Consider the following 18,351-nt stretch of genomic DNA (forward strand, 5'->3'; position numbering starts at 1 on the left):
GCGTCAGTCCGTGGCATCCGTGCCCAGCATCGTCTGCCAGAGTGCTGCGAACTGCGGCAGGGTCTTCGCGGTCGTGCCGATGTCGTCGATGACGACGCCGGGGACGCGCAGACCGATCAGGGCGCCGGTGGTGGCCATGCGGTGGTCGTGGTGCGCCTTCCACCCGCCGCCGTGGAGCGGGACGGGCACGATGCGGATGCCGTCCTCGAGCTCGTGCGCCTCGCCGCCGATCCCGCGCAGGTTGCCGACGAGGGCTGCGATCCGATCGGTCTCGTGCCCGCGGATGTGCCCGATGCCGTGGAGCGTCGTCGGGCCGTCGGCGAAGGCCGCGAGGCCGAAGATCGTCGGGGCCAGTTCTCCGGCGGCCGAGAGGTCGAGTTCGGCGCCCAGGATGGTGTCGCCCGCCGTCACGGTGAGCGTGCCACCGCGGCGGCTGACGTGTGCGCCCATCTCGCTCAGGATCTCGGGGAGCAGCGCGCCCGGCTGGGTGCTGTGGGCGGGCCACCCCGTCACGGACACGGAGCCCCCGGTGACCATGGCCGCGGCCAGGAACGGCGCCGCGTTGGAGAGGTCGGGCTCGATCGCGACGTCCTTCGCGCGGATCGGTCCGGCCGGCACGATCCATTCGCCGACCGCGGGGCGTTCGACGTGGACGCCGCGGTGCGCGAGGGACTCCACCGTCATGTCGATGTGAGGGATGCTCGGCAGCCGCGATCCGACGTGGCGCAGATGGAGTCCGACGTCGAAACGGGGAGCGGCCAGGAGCAGCCCGGACACGAACTGGCTCGACTGGCTGGCGTCGATCTCGACCTCGCCGCCGCGGACGTGCCCGTGTCCGCGGACGGTGAAGGGAAGGGTCCAGCTGCCGCCGTCGTCGATGTCGACGCCCACCTCGCGGAGGGCGGAGACCATGGCGCCCATGGGGCGGTGCAGCGCGCTCTCGTGGGCCGTGACGAAGACGTCGCCGCGCGCGAGTCCGGCCACCGGCGTCACGAACCGCATGACGGTGCCGGCCTGGCCGCAGTCGACCGTCGCGGCGCCCGTGAACGAGGACGGCGGGGTGACCCGCAGGTCGGGGCCGAACGGGGACCCCTCGTCGACCTCCTCGATCCCGACGCCGAGCGTCCGCAGGGCGTCGATCATGCGGGCGGAGTCGTCGGAGTGCAGGGGGGCGTGCAGCACGCCCGGGCCGTCGGCGAGGGCCGCGAGCACCAGTTCGCGGTTGGTGAGGGACTTCGACCCGGGCACCGTGACCGTGGCATCCACCGCGGTGCGCGCCACGGGCGCACCCCATTCTCCGCGCGGCGCGGCGGTCGGGGAAAGGGGGGAATACCCGTGGTCGCTCATCGGTTTCTACCCTACTGAAAGGGGACGACACGTGACCGCACTTCTCGAGCGCCCGGCGCTGCGATGGCCCGAACATACCCTCGACGTAGACTTGCCGTCGATGGATGACACGGCAGATGCGACGGAGCCTCGCGCGCAGTTCGAACAGCAGGCGCTGCCCTTCATGGACCAGCTCTATGCGGCGGCGATGCGTATGACGCGCAACCCGGCCGATGCGGCCGACCTCGTGCAGGAGACCTTCGTCAAGGCCTTCGGATCCTGGTCGTCGTTCACGCAGGGCACCAACCTCAAGGCGTGGCTGTACCGCATCCTGACGAACACGTACATCAACACGTATCGCAAGAAGCAGCGCGAGCCGTACCAGAGCGCCATCGACGACCTCGAGGACTGGCAGCTCGGCGGAGCCGAGTCCACCACGGCCACGAGCGCCCGCTCGGCCGAGGCCGAAGCGATCGACCACATGCCCGCGTCCGTCGTCAAGGACGCGCTGCAGTCGATCCCCGAAGATTTCCGGATGGCGGTGTACCTCGCCGACGTCGAGGGCTTCGCCTACCAGGAGATCGCCGACATCATGAAGACACCGATCGGCACGGTCATGAGCCGTCTGCACCGCGGCAGGCGGCTGCTGCGCGACCTGCTGTCGGACTACGCGAAGGAGCGCGGCATCCAGGCCGCGACGGGAGTGAAGAAATGAGCGACTGCGGCTGCGAGCAGGCACGACGCGACCTCGAGGAGTACCTCCGCAACGAGGTGTGCAAGACCGAGCACAACGACATCCGTGAGCACCTCGAGAACTGCCCCGGGTGCCAGGACGAAGCGCTCGTGGCACGCACGCTGACCGAGGTCGTGGCCCGGGCGTGCAAGGAGACGGCGCCCGACGAGCTGCGCGATCAGGTGCTGGCCCGCCTCCGTTCGGTGCAAGCCACCCACTGATCCCGCGTCATCCGGCGCCGGAGGCCCCGCCGTCCGTAGGCTGGGGGCATGGCCCCATCGCAGACCTCGACACTTCCTCTGGATGCCGAATCCTCGGCGGCGCTGGCCCGGACCGGACTCGAGTACGTCCTCGTCGACCCGGACGGTGACGGTTTCCCTCCGTTCCTGACGTCCGTCGCGCGCGGGTTCCTCGGTGAGGAGCCGACGCCCGAGCAGATCGAGAGTTCGCGTTCGGCGCTTCGGACCCGACGACTGACGGGTGTGTTCGACCGCGCCGGCGAGCAGCCGGACGCCCCGGTCGCGACCGTGGATTCCTGGATCAGCGAGCTGACGGTGTCGCCGGAGCGCACCCTCCCGATCTGGTCGATCAGCGCCGTCACGGTCGCCCCCACCCATCGTCGCCGCGGGATCGCGACGGCGATGCTCACGGGCGAGCTGCGGACCGCGGCAGCCGCCGGCTACGCGCTCGCGGGACTCACGGTGACCGAGGCCACGATCTACGGGCGCTGGGGCTTCTCCCCGGCCGCCTGGGCGTCCCACGTGGTCGTCGACACGCGTCGCGCGCGGTGGACGGGTCCGGTCGCCCCCGGCCGTCTCGACTTCGTCCCGCGCGAGAGCCTGCCGGAGCGCCTCACCGCCGTGCACGAGCGGATGCGGGTGCGCCGCCCCGGTGCCGTCCCCGGTTGGGAAGGGCGCTGGCGCGGCATCGCGGGCCTCACCCCGGAGGCGCCGGATGCCAAGAAGGTCCGTGCCGTGGCGTACCGCGATCCCGAGGGGGTGGAGCGCGGCATCCTGGTCTACACGATCGCCGAGCGCGAGGAGTACACGGAGCACGAGCTCCAGATCCGGGCGCTCTTCGCCGACGGCGATGAAGCGCTCGCCGCGCTCTGGCGGTTCGCCCTCGAACACGACCTGGTCGGCCGCGTGACCGCCGAGCTCCAGCCGGCGGTGCCGCCGGTGCAGTGGATGGTCTCCGACCGTCGCGCGGTCACCGCGACGCTCACCGACCACCACTGGCTGCGGGTCCTCGATGTGCCGGGCGCACTGGCATCCCGTCGCTATTCCGGCCCGCTCGACCTGGTCCTCGGTGTGAGCGACCCGCTCGGGTTCGCCGACGGCGCGTGGCGCGTCCGCGTCGACGGCTCGGGGGAGGCCACCGTCGAGCGCAGCGACGCCGAACCGGACGTGCGGATGCCGGTGGGCTCCCTCGCGTCTCTCCTCCTCGGGGGCGTGCGTGCGACCGAGCTCGCCACGGCGGGACTCGTGCACGGGGACGCCGCGCACCTCGGCGCGGTGGACGGCGCGTTCGCACCGGCCGCGGCGCCGCTCCTGGACATCTGGTACTGAGTGCCGTCCACAGAGTCGCCGAGTAGCATCCCGCCGATGTCCGACGCCGCACCCGCCCCCGCCGCCCCGCGGCGCGCGTGGCGTGCCCGCGAAAGGCTCGCCGCGCTGTCGCGGGCCGCTCGTCGCTTCGTCGCGACGCACCCGGTGTCGGTCGCGCTGGTGGTCGTGATCCTCTCGACCGCCGCTCTCACCGGCACCCTCTGGGGAGAGGACGCCTCGATCTGGGGCGCCGGACCCCTCGCGACCTTCGCCGCGGGGCGATGGTGGACGCTGGTGACGGCCCTCGTGATCCCCGACTCCACGGTCGACGCGGTCGTCTCGGCGGCTCTGGCCGTCTCGGTGCTGGCGTATGCGGAGCGGTTGCTCGGTTCGCGTCGGACGGCGGTGCTCCTCGGCGCGCTGGGTCTCGCGGGTCTGCTGACGGGCATCGGATTCCACGCGGCCGCCTGGGCCGTGACCGACCTCCGCCCGGTCGTGGCCGCCGAGGTGCCCGTCCTCGACCCGACGACCCCGATCGCCGGCGTCGTGATGGCGGCGACGGCCTTCGCGCCGACGCTGTGGCGCCGGCGCGTGCGACTCGTGGGCTTCGCCACCCTCGCGCTGTTCGCGCTGTACGCCGGCGACGCCGACTCGTGGTACCGCCTGAGCGCTGCCGTGATCGGTCTCGGCGTCGGCGAGGTACTGGCCCGAGGCCGCGAGCGCCGCGCCTGGCATCGCAGCTCCACGCGCGAGACGCGGACCCTGCTCGCGCTGGTCGTCGCCGTCGTCGGCAGCGGGCCGCTCGTCGCGCTCATCAGCGGCGGGGGACGCGGTCCTCTGTCGCTCGTGGTCGACGCGTACACGCAGTACGACGACGAGCTGCTGGCGCGATGCGCCCGGGTGTCCTCGTCCGTGTGCGACGAGCAGCTGGCGCTCCTCATGACCCGCGGGCTCGGTCCGGCCCTCCTGGCCGTGACCCCCCTCGTGCTCATGCTCGTGGCCGCGTGGGGGCTGCGGCTCGGGCGTCGTTCCGCCCTCTTCCTCGCGGTGTTCACCCTCGTGGCCTCCGCCGTCATCCCGGTGATCTCGTTGCTCGACGGCCGCCTGCTCATCGACCCCTGGGTCGACGGCAGCGGCGCCGAGTACGTGCTGTGGGCGGTGGCGACGGTGGTCATCCCGCTCGTGCTCGCCGCGGTCCTCGTGGCCGCACGGGGGCGTTTCCCGGTGCGGGCGACACGACGCGCGGCCCGCACCGTGGCCGTCGTCATCGGTGTGGCCTTCGTCGCGTGCGCGACGACGTTCTTCGCCGTCGAGGCGTTGGGCCGCCGATCCTTCGAACGCGACCCCTCGGTGGGCGATCTCCTGCTCCTCACCCTCCGGCGGTTCCTGCCACCGGCCTACACCAACCCCGCGGGGGCAGCGAACTTCCCGCACCACGGGCCGGCGCTCTTCGCCTACCAATGGGTGGGCGTGCTCTTCTGGGCCGTCGTGATCGCCGCGATCCTCTGGCTGTTCCGCCGCGTGCAGCGCCCCGACGCCGGTGACGCGCGCGTCTACCGCGAGCTTCTGCGGCGGGGGAGCGACACCCTCGGATTCCTCGGCACGTGGGCCGGCAACCGGCACTGGTACTCCGACGACCGGGACTGCGCGGTGGCGTACCGGCTGGTGGGCGACGTGGCGCTGGCGGTGGCGGACCCGCTCGCGCCCGAGGGGAGACGACCGGAGGCGCTGCGGGCGTTCTCCGACTTCTGCGTCGAACACGGCTGGATACCGGCGTTCTACAGCGTGCACGAGGACACCGCCGCCGACCTCGAGGCCCTCGGGTGGCGCCATGTGCCCGTCGGGGTGGAGACCGTGATGGATCTGGCCGACCTCTCGTTCGCCGGCAAAGCCTGGCAGAAGGTCCGGCAGCCGCTCACGCGGGCGGAGCGCGAGGGCTACACCGCGGTGTGGACCCGATGGCGCGAGCTCACCGTCCTGCAGGCCTCGCAGGTCGTCGCGATCGACGAGGAGTGGGTCGCCGACCGCGCCCTCCCCGAGATGGGTTTCACCCTGGGGTCACTCGACGAACTGCGCGACCGGGATGTCCGTCTGCTGCTCGCGGTCGGCCCGGACGGTCGCATCGAGGCCGTCACGAGCTGGATGCCGAGCTGGACCGACGGCGCGGTCACCGGCTGGACGCTCGACTTCATGCGGCGGCGGACCGACGGCCCGAACGGGATGATGGAGTTCCTCATCGCCAAAGCAGCGCTGCAGTTGCAGGAGGAGGGCGCGTCCGTTCTCAGCCTGTCCGGCGCACCGCTCGCCGAGGCTCCGGACGCCGCCGCCGACGGTGACCCATCGGCGCTGCGGGCGTTGCTGCGCTGGCTCGCGGAGGTGCTGGAACCCGCCTACGGCTTCGCTTCGCTCTTCCGGTTCAAGGGCAAGTTCCGCCCCCGGTACCGGGAGCTGACGCTCGCGTACCGCGATCCGCTGCATCTCCCGGCGATCGGGGCGGCGGTCGGACGGGCCTACCTGCCCGATGCGTCACGTCGGGAGATCGTCGCCCTCGCCCGCTCGGCCTGGGGAGGTCGCCGATGAACCGTTTCTTCCTGTCGTTCGAACTCATCGACTCGCCGCTGCTCGTCATCTGCGTCGTCGTGGCCGCGCTCGGCATCCTCGTCGTCGTCCTCTGGCCGCCCCGACGGATCCTCCGGACGATCCTCGTCGGTCTGGGCGCCGGGGTCGTGATGTACGTCGTGGCCCGCGTCCTGGAGCACTTCGACGTCTTCCAGGGGCCGTTGCCCGCCGGGGCCGACTTCTGGGCCGCCGGCGGTGTCGCCGCGGCCGCGGTGGGCGTCGTCGGGATCTGCCGCCGGCCGTGGGCGCGCCGGATCGGCGGTGTCGTCACCGTCCTCGCGGCCCTGCTGGCCGCGGCGCTGGGCGTGAACGCGTCCTATGGGGTGACGCACAACCTCGCCGCCATCCTTGGCGTGCAGGCTCTCGACCCGGCATCCCTCCCGCAACCGGACGCCGCGGCGGGTGACCCCGCGACGCTCTACCAGACCTGGGAACCCCCGGCCGACATGCCCGCGAAGGGGACAGTAAGCGCCCTCACCGGCAGCACCAGGATCCCGACGGGACAGTATGCGGCGCGAGACGCCTCGCTCTACCTTCCCCCCGCGGCCCAGGTCGCGAATCCGCCGGCATTGCCGCTCCTGGTGTTCATGATGGGGCAGCCCGGGTCGCCCGACCCGACCTCGCTCGCGAAGGCGCTCGACGCGTTCGCGGCGACGAACAAGGGTCTCGCTCCCATCGCGATCGTCGTCGATCAGCTCACCGCCCCGGACCGCGACCCCGCGTGCGTCGACTCCAGCAAGTACGGTGCCGTCGCGACGTACATCAACCAGCTGGTTCCGCAATGGGCGGAGCAGAACCTCAACATCGTCAAGGACCACAAGTACTGGATCATCGGCGGCTTCTCCAACGGCGGCTCCTGCGCGGCCGTCTACGGCACGAAGTATCCCGAGACGTGGGGGCAGTTGCTCGACGTCATGGGCAACGAGTTCCCCGGTTCGGAACACGTGGACCAGACCGTGGCGGACGTGTACGGCGGCGACGCCGGCGCCTTCCAGGCGAACAAGCCGTCGGTCATCATGGCGGCTGCGGCGTCGGGCACCTATGCCGGGCACACTGCCGTCTTCACGTGGGGCAGCCTCGACACCACCTACGGTCCCGGGCAGCTCGCGAACTCCCAGGCGGCGCAAGCGGCGGGATTCACGGTCCTCACCCACATCGTCGACGGAGCCGGGCACACCGGCGAGGCCCTCGACGGCAGCCTGGCCTACGCGATCCCGGCACTGGCTCCCGTGCTCGGGCTCGCCGCCCCGGCATCCTGAGGCCCTTCCGCACCCGATCCCGTACGACGGAGGGGCCCGGTCGCTATGACCGGGCCCCTCCGTCGTATCGCGTCAGCGCGCGAGCGCCGCCTTCATGATCTCGGCGTGCTCGTTCGCGTGCACCTTGGGCGAGCCCGTCGCCGTCGACGCCGCGGAGGCGCGCGAGATGACACGGATGCCGCGTCCGCCCAGCTGATCGGCGACCTCGAGCGCGATGAACGGCCACGCGCCCTGGTTCTCCGGCTCGTCCTGCACCCACACCAGCTCGGCGTTCGGGTAGCGCTCGAGGACCTTGTTCAGTTCCTCGACGGGAGCCGGGTAGTACTGCTCGAGACGCACGAGCGCGATCTCCGGGTTCGGGTTCTTGTCGAGTTCGGCCCGCAGATCCCAGTGGATCTTCCCGGCGTGCAGGAGCACGCGCTTCACGGCGCCGCCGTCCAGGCCGCGGTCGTCGGCCAGCACCGGCTCGAACTTGCCCTCGAGGAAGTCCTCGACGGGGCTCGTCGCGCCGCGCAGTCGCAGCATCGCCTTCGGGGTGAAGACGATGAGCGGACGGCGGGGGCGCTGGTACGCCTGGCGGCGCAGGAGGTGGAAGTACGACGCCGGCGTCGACGGACGAGCCACGATCATGTTGTCCTGCGCGCACATCTGCAGGTAGCGCTCGATGCGCGCGGACGAGTGGTCGGGTCCCTGACCCTCGTAGCCGTGGGGGAGGAGCAGGACCACGCTGGACTGCTGGGCCCACTTCTGGTCGGCCGACGAGATGAACTCGTCGATGACCGACTGGGCGCCGTTGGCGAAGTCGCCGAACTGCGCCTCCCACAGCACCAGGGCGTCGGCGCGCTCGACCGAGTAGCCGTACTCGAAGGCCATCGCCGCGTACTCGCTGAGCAGCGAGTCGTAGATCCAGAAGCGTCCCTGGTTCTCGCTGAGGTTGGCCAGCGGCAGCCATTCCTGGCCGTTGTCGCGGTCGTGCAGCACCGCGTGGCGCTGCACGAACGTGCCGCGGCGCGAGTCCTGCCCGGCGAAGCGCACCGGGGTGCCCTCCATCAGCACCGAACCGAAGGCGAGCAGCTCGCCGAAGGCCCAGTCGATGTTGCCGTTGCGGCTCATGTCGAAACGCTTGTCGAGCAGCTGCTGCAGCTTGTTGTGGACCGTGAAGCCGTCGGGCTTGTTGACGAAGGCGTCGCCGATGTGGTGCACGACCTCGCGGGAGACGCCCGTGGTCTCGGGTGCGCCCACGACCGGCTCGTCGGACGCGTCGGCCGTGACGACCGGGTTGGCCCCGGTCTCGGCGGCGTGCGTGTCGGCGAAGGCGACCTCGAGGCGGTTCTGGAAGTCCTGCTTCGCCTGCTCGTACTCGTCTTCGGTGATGTCGCCACGACCGACGAGCGACTCGGTGTACAGACGCCGCACCGAGCGCTTCGCCTCGATGAGGTTCGTCATCAGCGGCTGCGTCATCGAGGGGTCGTCGCCCTCGTTGTGGCCGCGGCGGCGGTAGCAGACGAGGTCGATGACGATGTCGCGGTGGAACTCCTCGCGGTAGAGGAACGCCAGGTCGGCGGCGCGGACGACGGCCTCGGGGTCGTCGCCGTTGACATGCAGGATCGGAGCCTGGATGGTCTTCGCGACGTCGGTGGCGTACACCGACGTGCGGGCATCGGTCGGGGTGGTCGTGAAGCCGACCTGGTTGTTCACCACGACGTGGATCGTGCCGCCGGTGCGGTAACCGCGCAGCTGCGACATCTGCAGCGTCTCGACGACCACGCCCTGACCGGCGAAGGCGGCGTCGCCGTGCACGAGGATCGGCAGCCACGAGAACGTGCCGATGGGCTTGCGGTCCTGCTTCGCCCGGACGATGCCCTCGAGCACGCCGTCGACGGTCTCGAGGTGCGAGGGGTTCGCGGCGAGGTAGACGGGCAGCTCGTCGCCGGCGTCGCCGACGAAGGTCCCCTCGGTGCCGAGGTGGTACTTCACGTCGCCCGAGCCGCGCTTGCTGCCGACGGCGACGGCGCCCTCGAACTCGCGGAACACCTGGCCGTACGTCTTGCCGGCGATGTTGGTGAGCACGTTGAGCCGGCCACGGTGCGCCATGCCGATCGCCGCACCGTCCATGCCCGCGGAGGCGGCGCCCTGCAGGATCTGGTCGAGCAGGGGGATGAGGGACTCGCCACCTTCGAGGCTGAAGCGCTTCTGGCCGACGAACTTCGTCTGCAGGAACGTCTCGAAGGCCTCGGCCTGGTTCAGCTTCGACAGGATGCGCAGCTGTTCGTCGTGGCCGGGCTTGGTGTACTTCACCTCGACGTTGCGCTGGAACCACTGGCGCTGGCCGGGGTCCTGGATGTGCATGTACTCGACACCGAGCGTGCGGCAGTAGGAGTCGCGCAGCACACCGAGGATGTCGCGCAGCTTCGCCACGCGCTTGGCGCCGAGCCCACCGGTGACGAACTCGCGGTCCAGGTCCCAGAAGGTGAGGCCGTGCGATTCGATCTCGAGGTCGGGGTGGGTGCGCTGGACGTACTCGAGCGGGTCGATGTCGGCCATGAGGTGGCCGCGGACGCGGTACGAGTTGATGAGCTCCTGCACGCGCGCGCTCTTGTCGATCCGCTCGGACAGGTCGACGCTGATGTCGGCTGCCCAGTGGATCGGGGCGTACGGGATGCGCAGCGCCGCGAAGATGTCGTCGTAGAAGCCGCGCTGACCGATCAGCAGCTCGTGGACCTTCTTCAGGAACTCGCCCGAGCCGGCGCCCTGGATGACACGGTGGTCGTAGGTGCTGGTGAGCGTGATGGTCTTGCCGATGGCCAGTTCGTTGAGCGTCTTCTCGCTCGCGCCCTGGAACTCCGCGGGGTACTCCAGCGCTCCGGCACCGATGATCGCGCCCTGCCCGCGCATGAGGCGGGGGACCGAGTGCACGGTGCCGATGCCGCCGGGGTTGGTGAGGGAGATCGTCGTGCCCTGGAAATCGCCGGGGGTGAGCTTGTTCGAGCGGGCGCGGCGCACGAGGTCTTCGTAGGACGCGAGGAACTCGCCGAACGACAGCGTGTCGGCGCGCTTGATGCTGGGGACCAGGAGCGCGCGCGTGCCGTCGGGCTTGGGCATGTCGATCGCGATGCCCAGGTTGATGTGCGCGGGAGCCACGACGGAGGGCTTCCCGTCGATCTCGGCGTAGTAGACGTTCTGGCTCGGGAACTCCTTGAGCGCCTGGATGAGCGCCCAGCCGATGAGGTGCGTGAAGCTGACCTTGCCGCCGCGCGTGCGGGACATGTGGTTGTTGATGACGATGCGGTTGTCGATCATCAGCTTCGCCGGGATCGTGCGCACGCTCGTCGCGGTGGGGACCGTGAGCGAGTCGTCCATGTTGCTCGCGAGGGCCTTCGGCATGCCCTTGAGGACGGTGACCCGGTCTTCCTCGGTGCTCTCCGAGCCCGCGGACGGCACGGCGTTGGGGGCCTGCGCGGGGATCGGCTGCGGTGCGGCGGGCTTGGCCGTGGTGCGGGCCACAGGCGCCTGCCCGACCACCGGGATCGGCGCGGTCACGGGCTTGGGCTCCGTCGGGGCCGCCGCGGGAGGCGGGGCGGCTGCGGCGGATCCGTCGACGACCGGGTGGTACGCCTCCAGGATCGGCCACCAGGCCTTGTCTACGGAGTGCTTGTCGACCTTGAACTGTTCGTAGAGCTCGTCTACGAGCCACTCGTTCGCGCCGAACTCGCCCTCGCTCGAAGTACCGACGCCCGTCACCTGGCTCGACACAGTCGATCGCCTGCTTTCCTCGATGAAGATTCCTGTGGATGCACGCAGTCGTCTTCGTTGCGCACTCGTTCCAGCCTAGCCGAGGATTCCTGGCTCCTTCCGGGGTCTTGCCATTGATCGGATGTGGTGAGGTGGATGCCATGGAGTTCTCCGGTGCACAGCCCGATGTCGACCTCACCTACTCGGACGTCTTCCTGGTCCCGCGCCATTCCGAGGTGGGCAGCCGCCTCGCCGTGGACCTCGCGCCGGGGGACGGGAGCGGGGCGACTCTTCCCCTGGTCGCGTCGAACATGAACTCGGTGACCGGACCGCGGCTCGCGGCGACGCTCGCGCGACGCGGTGGTCTCGGCGTGCTGCCGCAGGACCTGGCGCTCCCCGACCTGGTCGCCGCCGTCGGCCGGGTGAAGGCGCAACCGGTGGCCTGGGACACCCCGCTCGTCCTCCCGCCCGAGGCGACCGTGGCCGATGCCCGCCGCATCCTTCCGCCCATCGCCGGGCGCGGCATCGTGGTGGCCGAGGTGCGCCCGGACGGCGCGATCGACATCTCGCGCGTGCACGGCATCGTTCCCGCTCCGCGCCTGGCGACGGCTCTCCCGGATGCCACCCTCGGCGACATCGCGCGACACGGCGCCCCCGCGGTCGGCGTCGGCGAGGTGGGCGATCCGCGAGCCGTGTTCGCGCTCATCAGCGAAGCGGGCGTGGACATCGTCCCGGTCATCGACGGCGATCGCGTCGTCGGAACGCTCTCGGCGCGCAGCGCCCTGCGCGCGTCCGTCTACCGCCCCGCGGTCGACGCCGACGGCCGGCTCATCGTCGCGGCCGCGGTGGGGATCAACGGCGACGTCGCCGGGAAGGCTCGCGCGCTCGCCGCGGCCGGGGTCGACGTCCTCGTCGTCGACACCGCGCACGGCCACCAGGAGCAGATGCTGCGCGCGCTCCGCGAGGTCGCGGCGCTCGACCTCGGCATCCCGATCGCGGCCGGCAACATCGTCACCGCCGACGGCGTGCGCGACCTGACCGCGGCGGGGGCCTCGATCCTCAAGGTCGGCGTGGGCCCCGGGGCGATGTGCACCACGCGCATGATGACCGCGGTCGGGCGGCCCCAGTTCTCCGCCGTGCTCGAGACGGCCGAGGCCGCGCGGGCGGCCGGGGCGCACGTATGGGCGGACGGCGGGGTGCGCTATCCGCGCGATGTCGCCCTCGCGCTCGCCGCGGGCGCGGCATCCGTCATGATCGGCTCGTGGTTCGCCGGGACGATCGAGTCGCCCGGGGAACTCCTGCGGGATGCCGATGGGCGGATCTACAAGGAGTCCTGGGGCATGGCTTCGACCAAGGCCGTGCAGGGGCGGTTCGGCGGCCTCGATCCGTTCGAACGCGCCCGCAAGGAGCTCTTCGCGGAGGGGATCTCCTCGTCGCGCATCTACCTCGACCCGCAGCGGCCCGGGGTGGAGGACCTGCTCGACATGATCACCTCCGGGGTGCGATCGTCCTTCACCTACGCGGGAGCGGCGACGGTCGCCCAGTTCCACGACCGTGCCCGGGTCGGACTGCAGTCGGCCGCCGGCTACGAGGAGGGCAAGGCCCTGCCGGTCAGCTGGTGACCGACGCCGACGCCGTGACGTCGGCCTCGAGCGTGATCCAGGCGCCCAGCTGGACGGAGAGATCCCGGTCATCGCCCGTCGGGAGCGCGGGTCGGCGCGGATCGGCCGGGAAGGCCCCGTCGCGGCGCATCGCCCACAGTGCATCGGCGTTGCGACGGACGAGGCGGCGCGCGCGGTCCGCGTCCTCGCCGTCCATCCGGGAGGCGGCCACCCCGAGATAGCGGGCCAGGATGCCGGCGAACAGGCCGCCGTCGCCGCCCCCGGCCGCGGGGAACAGGCCCTCCTCGGCGGCGCACCACCGGTCCACGGCCCCCAGGACGGTGCCGGCGCGGGTGCCGTCGCCGAGGGCGAGGGCGGCCCCGATCGCGACGCCCTGGTTGTACGTCCACAGGTCGGGACGCACGCCGCCGTGCTCGATGCCGTCGCGGACGAGCCCTGTCGCGGGGTCGTCGAGGACCGCGGCCATCCATGCCGCCATCCGCTCGGCGAGGGCGCGGTGACGGCTGGGCGCGAGCACCATGGCGGCGGGTCCGTTCGCGGGGGCGTTGTAGAGGACGCTGCGCGTGCGCCAGGGCAGCGCCCCGACGGCGGGGTCGAACGCCCCGGCGAGCAGTCGCGCGATGCGCGCGCGGGGACGACCGTGAGGGCGGGTCTCGGCGAGCGCAAGTCCCATCCACGCGATGTCGTCGAAGAACGGGGTGATCCAGGTCCCGGCCGTGCGCACGGTGACACCGCGAAGGAGGTCGCCGATCAGTCGTCGTCGGGCGGCCGACGGGCGGTGCCGCTCGGCCTCGGCCAGCACATGGACCAGATGGGCATGCCACCAGTAGTGCCAGGTGCGGGCGCCGTCGCCGGCCGTCGCCGCGTGGGCCCACGCGACGGGCCCGTACCGGTGCACGTACGCGGTGATGACCGCGTCCTCGGCGGCTGCGGCGCGCTGCTGCGTCGAAGGGGTGGCATCCATGCCCCCATCCTGGAGGGGCGGAACGGATGCCGTCGGCCCGGTGCCGGCGGGCGTGCGAGGCCCTAGAATCGGGGGCACGATGGACGACCCTCCCAGTTGTAGACCCGAGCCCCGACGACCCTCTCCCGCGCCGAGCGGGGGTGACGCGTGATGGATTACGTCATGTTGGGCGTGGGGCTGCTTCTCACGGTGGGCACGGGACTCTTCGTCGCGAGCGAATTCGCGCTGGTCAATCTGGACCGAGCCGATCTCGAATCGCGCCGCGCGGCGGGCGAGACGCGACTGTCGCTGACGATCGACGCGCTGCGGATCACCTCGACCCACCTCTCGAGCGCCCAGCTGGGCATCACCCTCACGACGCTGCTCACCGGTTACACGATGGAACCGGCGATCTCAAACCTGCTGCGCCCCGTCTTCCTCTCGTGGTCGATCCCCGAGGCGGTCGTCGGGCCGGTCTCGGCCGTGCTCGGCATCGCGATCGCCACGATCCTGTCGATGATCCTGGGCGAACTCGTCCCCAAGAACTTCGCCCTCGCGGTCCCGCGTCAGGCGGCCAAGCTCGTCATGCCGTTCCAGGTGGCCTTCACGACGGTGTTCCGTCCCGCGGTCGCCGTCCTCAACGGCAGCGCCAACGGCGTGCTCCGCGCGGTGGGGGTGGAGCCCAAGGAGGAGCTGTCCGGCGCGCGGACGGCGGAGGAGCTCTCGAGCCTCGTCCGTCGCTCCGCCAGCGCCGGCATGCTCGAGAAGGACACCGCCTCGCTCCTGGACCGGAGCCTCACCTTCGCCCGGTTGAGCGCGGCCGACGTCATGACCCCGCGACCGAGCGTGCACGCGCTCGCCGCCGGTGAGCCCACCGACGCCGTCATCCAGCTCGCGCGCCGGACCGGGCACAGCCGCTTCCCCGTCTACGACGAGTCGATGGACGACATCATCGGCGTCGTGCACCTGAAGGCGGCCGTCGGGGTTCCCCGCGACCGACGCGGCGACGTCCCCGTCGCCGCCCTCGCCACCGAGCCGCTCCGGGTCCCCGAGACCGTCCACCTCGACACCCTCGTCTCCGAGCTGCGTTCGCGCGGTTACCAGATGGCGATCGTCGTCGACGAGTACGGCGGCACCGCGGGTGTGGTGACGCTGGAAGACCTGGTGGAAGAGATCGTCGGAGAGGTGCTCGACGAGCATGATCGATCCCGCGCCGGTGTCGTGCGCACCGCGGCATCCCTCACCTTCCCGGGCGACCTCCGCCCCGACGAGCTCCTCGACCGCGCCGGCGTGCGCGTCCCCGAGGGAGAGGTCTACGACACCGTGGGCGGATTCCTGATGGCCGAGCTCGAACGCATCCCGAAGGTGGGCGACACCGTCGAGGTCGAGGACGGCGTTCTCACCGTCCACCGCATGGACGGTCGTCGCGTCGACCGGGTGCAGTTCACCCCCGCCCCGTCCGAGGAGGGGGTCGCCGACCTCGTCCGCGCGGCCAAGGGGGGTGACCAGCGATGAGCGACTGGGCCGGAATCGCCTGGCTGGTGGTCCTGCTGGCCGCCAACGCCTTCTTCGTCGGGTCCGAGTTCGCCGTGATCTCCGCCCGACGCTCGCAGGTCGAGCCGCTCGCCGAGCGCGGGTCGCGGTCGGCGAAGACCGCGCTGTACGCCATGGAGCACGCGACGCTGATGCTCGCGACCTGCCAGCTCGGCATCACGATCTGCTCGCTGCTGATCCTGAACGTGTCGGAACCCGCGATCCATCACCTCCTCGCCGGGCCGCTTGGGCTGACGGGACTCTCCGAGACGGCGGTCGACGTCGCCGGGTTCGTCGTGGCGCTGCTGGTGGTGTCGTACCTGCACGTCGTCTTCGGCGAGATGGTGCCGAAGAACCTCGCATTCTCGCTGCCCGACCGGGCCGTGCTGATGCTCGCCCCGCCGCTCGTGGCGGTGTCGAAGGCGTTCTACCCCGTCATCGTGGCGCTCAACTGGACCGCGAACCACATCGTGCGGCTCTTCCGCGTCGAGCCGAAGGACGAGGCGGCCTCCACCTTCACCCTCGACGAGGTCGCGACGATCGTGAACCAGTCCCGCCGCGAGGGGGTCCTCGACGACGCGGCCGGCACGGTGACCGCCGTGGTGGAGTTCACCGAGAAGAAAGCGGCCGACATCGCCGTGCCGATGGCCGATCTCGTCACACTCCCCGAGACGACCACCCCGGCCGAGATCGAGCGGGCGGTGGCGGTCCACGGGTACTCGCGGTACGTGATCGTCGACGCGCACGGGCATCCGACGGGGTACGTCCACCTCAAGGACGTCCTGCGTGTGGCGGAGGGGCCCGACGACGAGGCCGACATGGCGCGGCCGATCCCGACCAAGCGCATCCACCACATGGTGTCGGTTCTGGAGTCGACCGATCTCGAAGACGCGCTGGCCCTCATGCGACGCTCGGGTCGTCACCTCGCCCAGGTGCGCGACGAGGCCGGCGAGGTGCGCGCGGTGCTGTTCCTCGAGGACGTCATCGAAGAGCTCGTGGGCGAAGTGCAGGATGCCACGGCCCGCCGTCGGTTCGTCTGACGGCGGGGAGTGGCATCCGGCCCGCGCTCAGTAGGCCCGCAGGTACTGGGCCGGCGCGGGGAGCTCGGCGCCGAGCTCGACCGCCGCGCGGAGGGCGTAGTGCGGGTCGCGGAGCCACTCGCGCGCGGAGAGCACCGCGTCGGCGCGCCCCTCGGCGACGACCGACTCCGCCAGAGGAGCGTCGTCGATCATGCCGACAGCGGCGACGAGGAGGCCGGTCTCGCGACGCACCTTCTCGGCGAGGGGCACCTGGTATCCGGGGCCCGGCTGGATGATCTGATGCGGCACCAGCCCACCGCTGGAGACGTCGATGAGGTCGGCGCCCGAGGCGGCGACGCGCTCAGCGGCGCGGACGGTGTCGTCGATGTCCCAGCCGCCGTCGGCGGCATCCGTTCCCGAGAACCGGACGAACACCGCCGCGTCGGGGGCGGCGGTGCGCACCGCGGCGGTCACGCGCTCGAGCAGGCGCACGCGCCCGTCGAACGACCCGCCGTACTCGTCGTCGCGGTGGTTGCTCAGCGGCGACAGGAACTGGTGCAGCAGGTAGCCGTGGGCCGCGTGCACCTCGAGGACCTCGAAGCCGGCCGCGACGGCCCGGCGGGCGGCATCCGCGAAATCGGTGACGACCTTCTCGATGCCCGCGGCGTCGAGCTCCCGCGGCTCGGCGAAACCGGGGTACGCGATCGCCGAGGGGGCGACGGTCTCCCAGCCGCCGTCCTCCGTGGGCACGGACCCGCGGCCGCCGGTCAGCGGCGACGTCGTCGAGGCCTTGCGCCCCGCGTGGCCGAGCTGGACGCCCGGGACGGCGCCGCGTGCCCGGATCGCGGCCACGATCGGCGTCCAGGCCTCGACCTGCGCGTTGTTCCACAGTCCGACGTCGTCGGGGGAGATGCGGGCCTCCGGCGAGACCGCGGTGGCCTCGGCGATCACGAGGCCGGCGCCCCCGGCGGCGAACTGCGCGAGATGCACGTGGTGCCAGTCGTTCGGGATGCCGTCGACGGCGCTGTACTGGCACATGGGCGAGACCCACAGGCGGTTGCGCATCTCGATACCGCGGACGGTCAGGGGCGTGAAGAGGGTGCTCACGTCGGCCTCTCTCGTTCTAGGGTGACGCCATGACGGCGAGGGACTGGACGGGGCACGATGCGGCCCGCACACTTCGGAGGCCAACGGACGCCGACGACAAGTATTCCCGCGGGGTCGTGGGACTGCGCACCGGATCGACGCGGTACCCGGGCGCCGCGGTGCTCGGTGTCGAAGCCGCGTGGCGCACGGGGACGGGCATGGTGCGCTACCTCGGACCCGCGCGGGCGCAGGACCTCGTGCTGCAGCGACGGCCCGAGACCGTGACGGCCGACGGCCGCGTGCAGGCTTGGGTCATCGGATCGGGCACGGATGCCGCCGAGCGCGACGCCGCGGAGACCGCGGCGCTGCGCGGCATCCTGTCGGGCGAGGTGCCCGTCGTGGCGGATGCGGGAGCCCTGGACCTGGTGTCGGCCGCGTCGGCCCCGGTGATCGTGACGCCGCACGCGCGTGAGCTGGCGCGGCTGCGCGCGGCGTTGGGGCTCGGTCCCTCGGACGCGGCCGACGACGACGAGCGCGAGCGGGAGGCGGTCGAGACCGCCGCGGCACTCGGCGGAGTCGTCCTGTCCAAAGGTGCCGTGACGATCGTGGCCGCGCCGGGCGGCTGGGTGCGCCGCGTCCGGAGCGGGACGCCGTGGCTGGCGACCGCCGGCACCGGCGACGTCCTCGGTGGGGTACTCGGGGCGGTCGCCGCGGGCGCGACCGCGGCGGGGCGCACGTCCCCCGACGAGCTCGCGGCGTGCGCCGCGACGGCCGCGTGGCTGCACGGCGCCGCGGGCACGGTCGCCGCCGCCCGTCACGGAGGGGCGGGAGGCCCCCTCACCGCTCTCGACGTCGCCGAGGCGCTGCCGAGGGTGGTCGCGGAGGTGCTCACCGCCGGATGACGGACTCGATCGCATAACGGTTGCCCGTCG

Annotated in this window: 13 protein-coding genes; 9 read left to right on the forward strand and 4 right to left on the reverse strand. The window is 71.8% G+C overall.

The window, feature by feature from the left end:
* Nucleotides 1–3: 3 nt before the first annotated feature.
* Nucleotides 4–1,347, reverse strand: a complete 1,344-nt coding sequence (gene aroA / locus QM517_RS13270) for a 3-phosphoshikimate 1-carboxyvinyltransferase (RefSeq protein WP_283287994.1) — start codon at nucleotides 1,345–1,347, stop codon at nucleotides 4–6.
* Between the two features lie 100 nt (nucleotides 1,348–1,447).
* Between aroA and QM517_RS13275 the strand changes: the two genes are divergently transcribed.
* Genes QM517_RS13275 through QM517_RS13295 form a run of 5 tightly spaced genes read left to right on the forward strand, consistent with a single transcriptional unit; the run spans nucleotide 1,448 to nucleotide 7,484 of the window.
* Entirely contained in the window at nucleotides 1,448–2,041 is a 594-nt protein-coding gene (locus QM517_RS13275; protein WP_077050395.1) for a sigma-70 family RNA polymerase sigma factor, read from the forward strand.
* The gene (locus QM517_RS13280) at nucleotides 2,038–2,280 is read left to right on the forward strand and encodes a zf-HC2 domain-containing protein (RefSeq protein WP_077050394.1); all 243 of its coding nucleotides are present in this window, start codon (nucleotides 2,038–2,040) and stop codon (nucleotides 2,278–2,280) included. The genes QM517_RS13275 and QM517_RS13280 overlap by 4 nt, the downstream gene beginning before the upstream one ends.
* A gap of 48 nt (nucleotides 2,281–2,328) precedes the next feature.
* Nucleotides 2,329–3,627, forward strand: coding sequence for a GNAT family N-acetyltransferase (locus tag QM517_RS13285; protein ID WP_283287995.1), 1,299 nt, complete (start codon nucleotides 2,329–2,331; stop codon nucleotides 3,625–3,627).
* A gap of 36 nt (nucleotides 3,628–3,663) precedes the next feature.
* The gene (locus tag QM517_RS13290; protein WP_283287996.1) at nucleotides 3,664–6,186 is read left to right on the forward strand and encodes a bifunctional lysylphosphatidylglycerol flippase/synthetase MprF; all 2,523 of its coding nucleotides are present in this window, start codon (nucleotides 3,664–3,666) and stop codon (nucleotides 6,184–6,186) included.
* Nucleotides 6,183–7,484, forward strand: a complete 1,302-nt coding sequence (locus tag QM517_RS13295) for an alpha/beta hydrolase (protein WP_283287999.1) — start codon at nucleotides 6,183–6,185, stop codon at nucleotides 7,482–7,484. The genes QM517_RS13290 and QM517_RS13295 overlap by 4 nt, the downstream gene beginning before the upstream one ends.
* A 72-nt stretch (nucleotides 7,485–7,556) precedes the next feature.
* On the opposite strand, the gene QM517_RS13300 is transcribed toward QM517_RS13295, so the two are convergent.
* On the reverse strand, nucleotides 7,557–11,237 hold the full coding sequence (locus tag QM517_RS13300) for a multifunctional oxoglutarate decarboxylase/oxoglutarate dehydrogenase thiamine pyrophosphate-binding subunit/dihydrolipoyllysine-residue succinyltransferase subunit (RefSeq protein ID WP_083735000.1): 3,681 nt from the start codon (nucleotides 11,235–11,237) through the stop codon (nucleotides 7,557–7,559).
* A gap of 140 nt (nucleotides 11,238–11,377) precedes the next feature.
* Between QM517_RS13300 and QM517_RS13305 the strand changes: the two genes are divergently transcribed.
* The gene (locus tag QM517_RS13305) at nucleotides 11,378–12,838 is read left to right on the forward strand and encodes a GuaB1 family IMP dehydrogenase-related protein (protein ID WP_283288001.1); all 1,461 of its coding nucleotides are present in this window, start codon (nucleotides 11,378–11,380) and stop codon (nucleotides 12,836–12,838) included.
* Here QM517_RS13305 and QM517_RS13310 read toward each other — a convergent pair.
* Nucleotides 12,828–13,802: a glycoside hydrolase family 76 protein gene (locus tag QM517_RS13310; RefSeq protein WP_283288003.1), complete on the reverse strand. Its 975-nt coding sequence runs from the start codon at nucleotides 13,800–13,802 to the stop codon at nucleotides 12,828–12,830. The genes QM517_RS13305 and QM517_RS13310 overlap by 11 nt on opposite strands.
* Before the next feature lie 150 nt (nucleotides 13,803–13,952).
* On the opposite strand from QM517_RS13310, the gene QM517_RS13315 reads away from it, so the two are divergent.
* Both QM517_RS13315 and QM517_RS13320 read left to right on the forward strand, forming a co-directional pair.
* Nucleotides 13,953–15,296 carry a hemolysin family protein gene (locus QM517_RS13315; RefSeq protein WP_283288293.1) on the forward strand — a complete coding sequence of 448 codons (1,344 nt, stop codon included), beginning with the start codon at nucleotides 13,953–13,955 and terminating at the stop codon, nucleotides 15,294–15,296.
* Entirely contained in the window at nucleotides 15,293–16,354 is a 1,062-nt protein-coding gene (locus tag QM517_RS13320) for a hemolysin family protein (RefSeq protein WP_077050386.1), read from the forward strand. Before QM517_RS13315 ends, QM517_RS13320 begins: the two co-directional genes overlap by 4 nt.
* Before the next feature lie 27 nt (nucleotides 16,355–16,381).
* On the opposite strand, the gene QM517_RS13325 is transcribed toward QM517_RS13320, so the two are convergent.
* Nucleotides 16,382–17,440, reverse strand: a complete 1,059-nt coding sequence (locus tag QM517_RS13325; RefSeq protein ID WP_283288006.1) for an NADH:flavin oxidoreductase/NADH oxidase — start codon at nucleotides 17,438–17,440, stop codon at nucleotides 16,382–16,384.
* Between the two features lie 29 nt (nucleotides 17,441–17,469).
* Between QM517_RS13325 and QM517_RS13330 the strand changes: the two genes are divergently transcribed.
* Nucleotides 17,470–18,321, forward strand: coding sequence for an ADP-dependent NAD(P)H-hydrate dehydratase (locus QM517_RS13330; protein ID WP_077050384.1), 852 nt, complete (start codon nucleotides 17,470–17,472; stop codon nucleotides 18,319–18,321).
* The last annotated feature ends 30 nt before the right edge of the window (nucleotides 18,322–18,351 follow it).

This window comes from Microbacterium sp. IEGM 1404 (assembly GCF_030056775.1).
Taxonomy (GTDB): domain Bacteria; phylum Actinomycetota; class Actinomycetes; order Actinomycetales; family Microbacteriaceae; genus Microbacterium.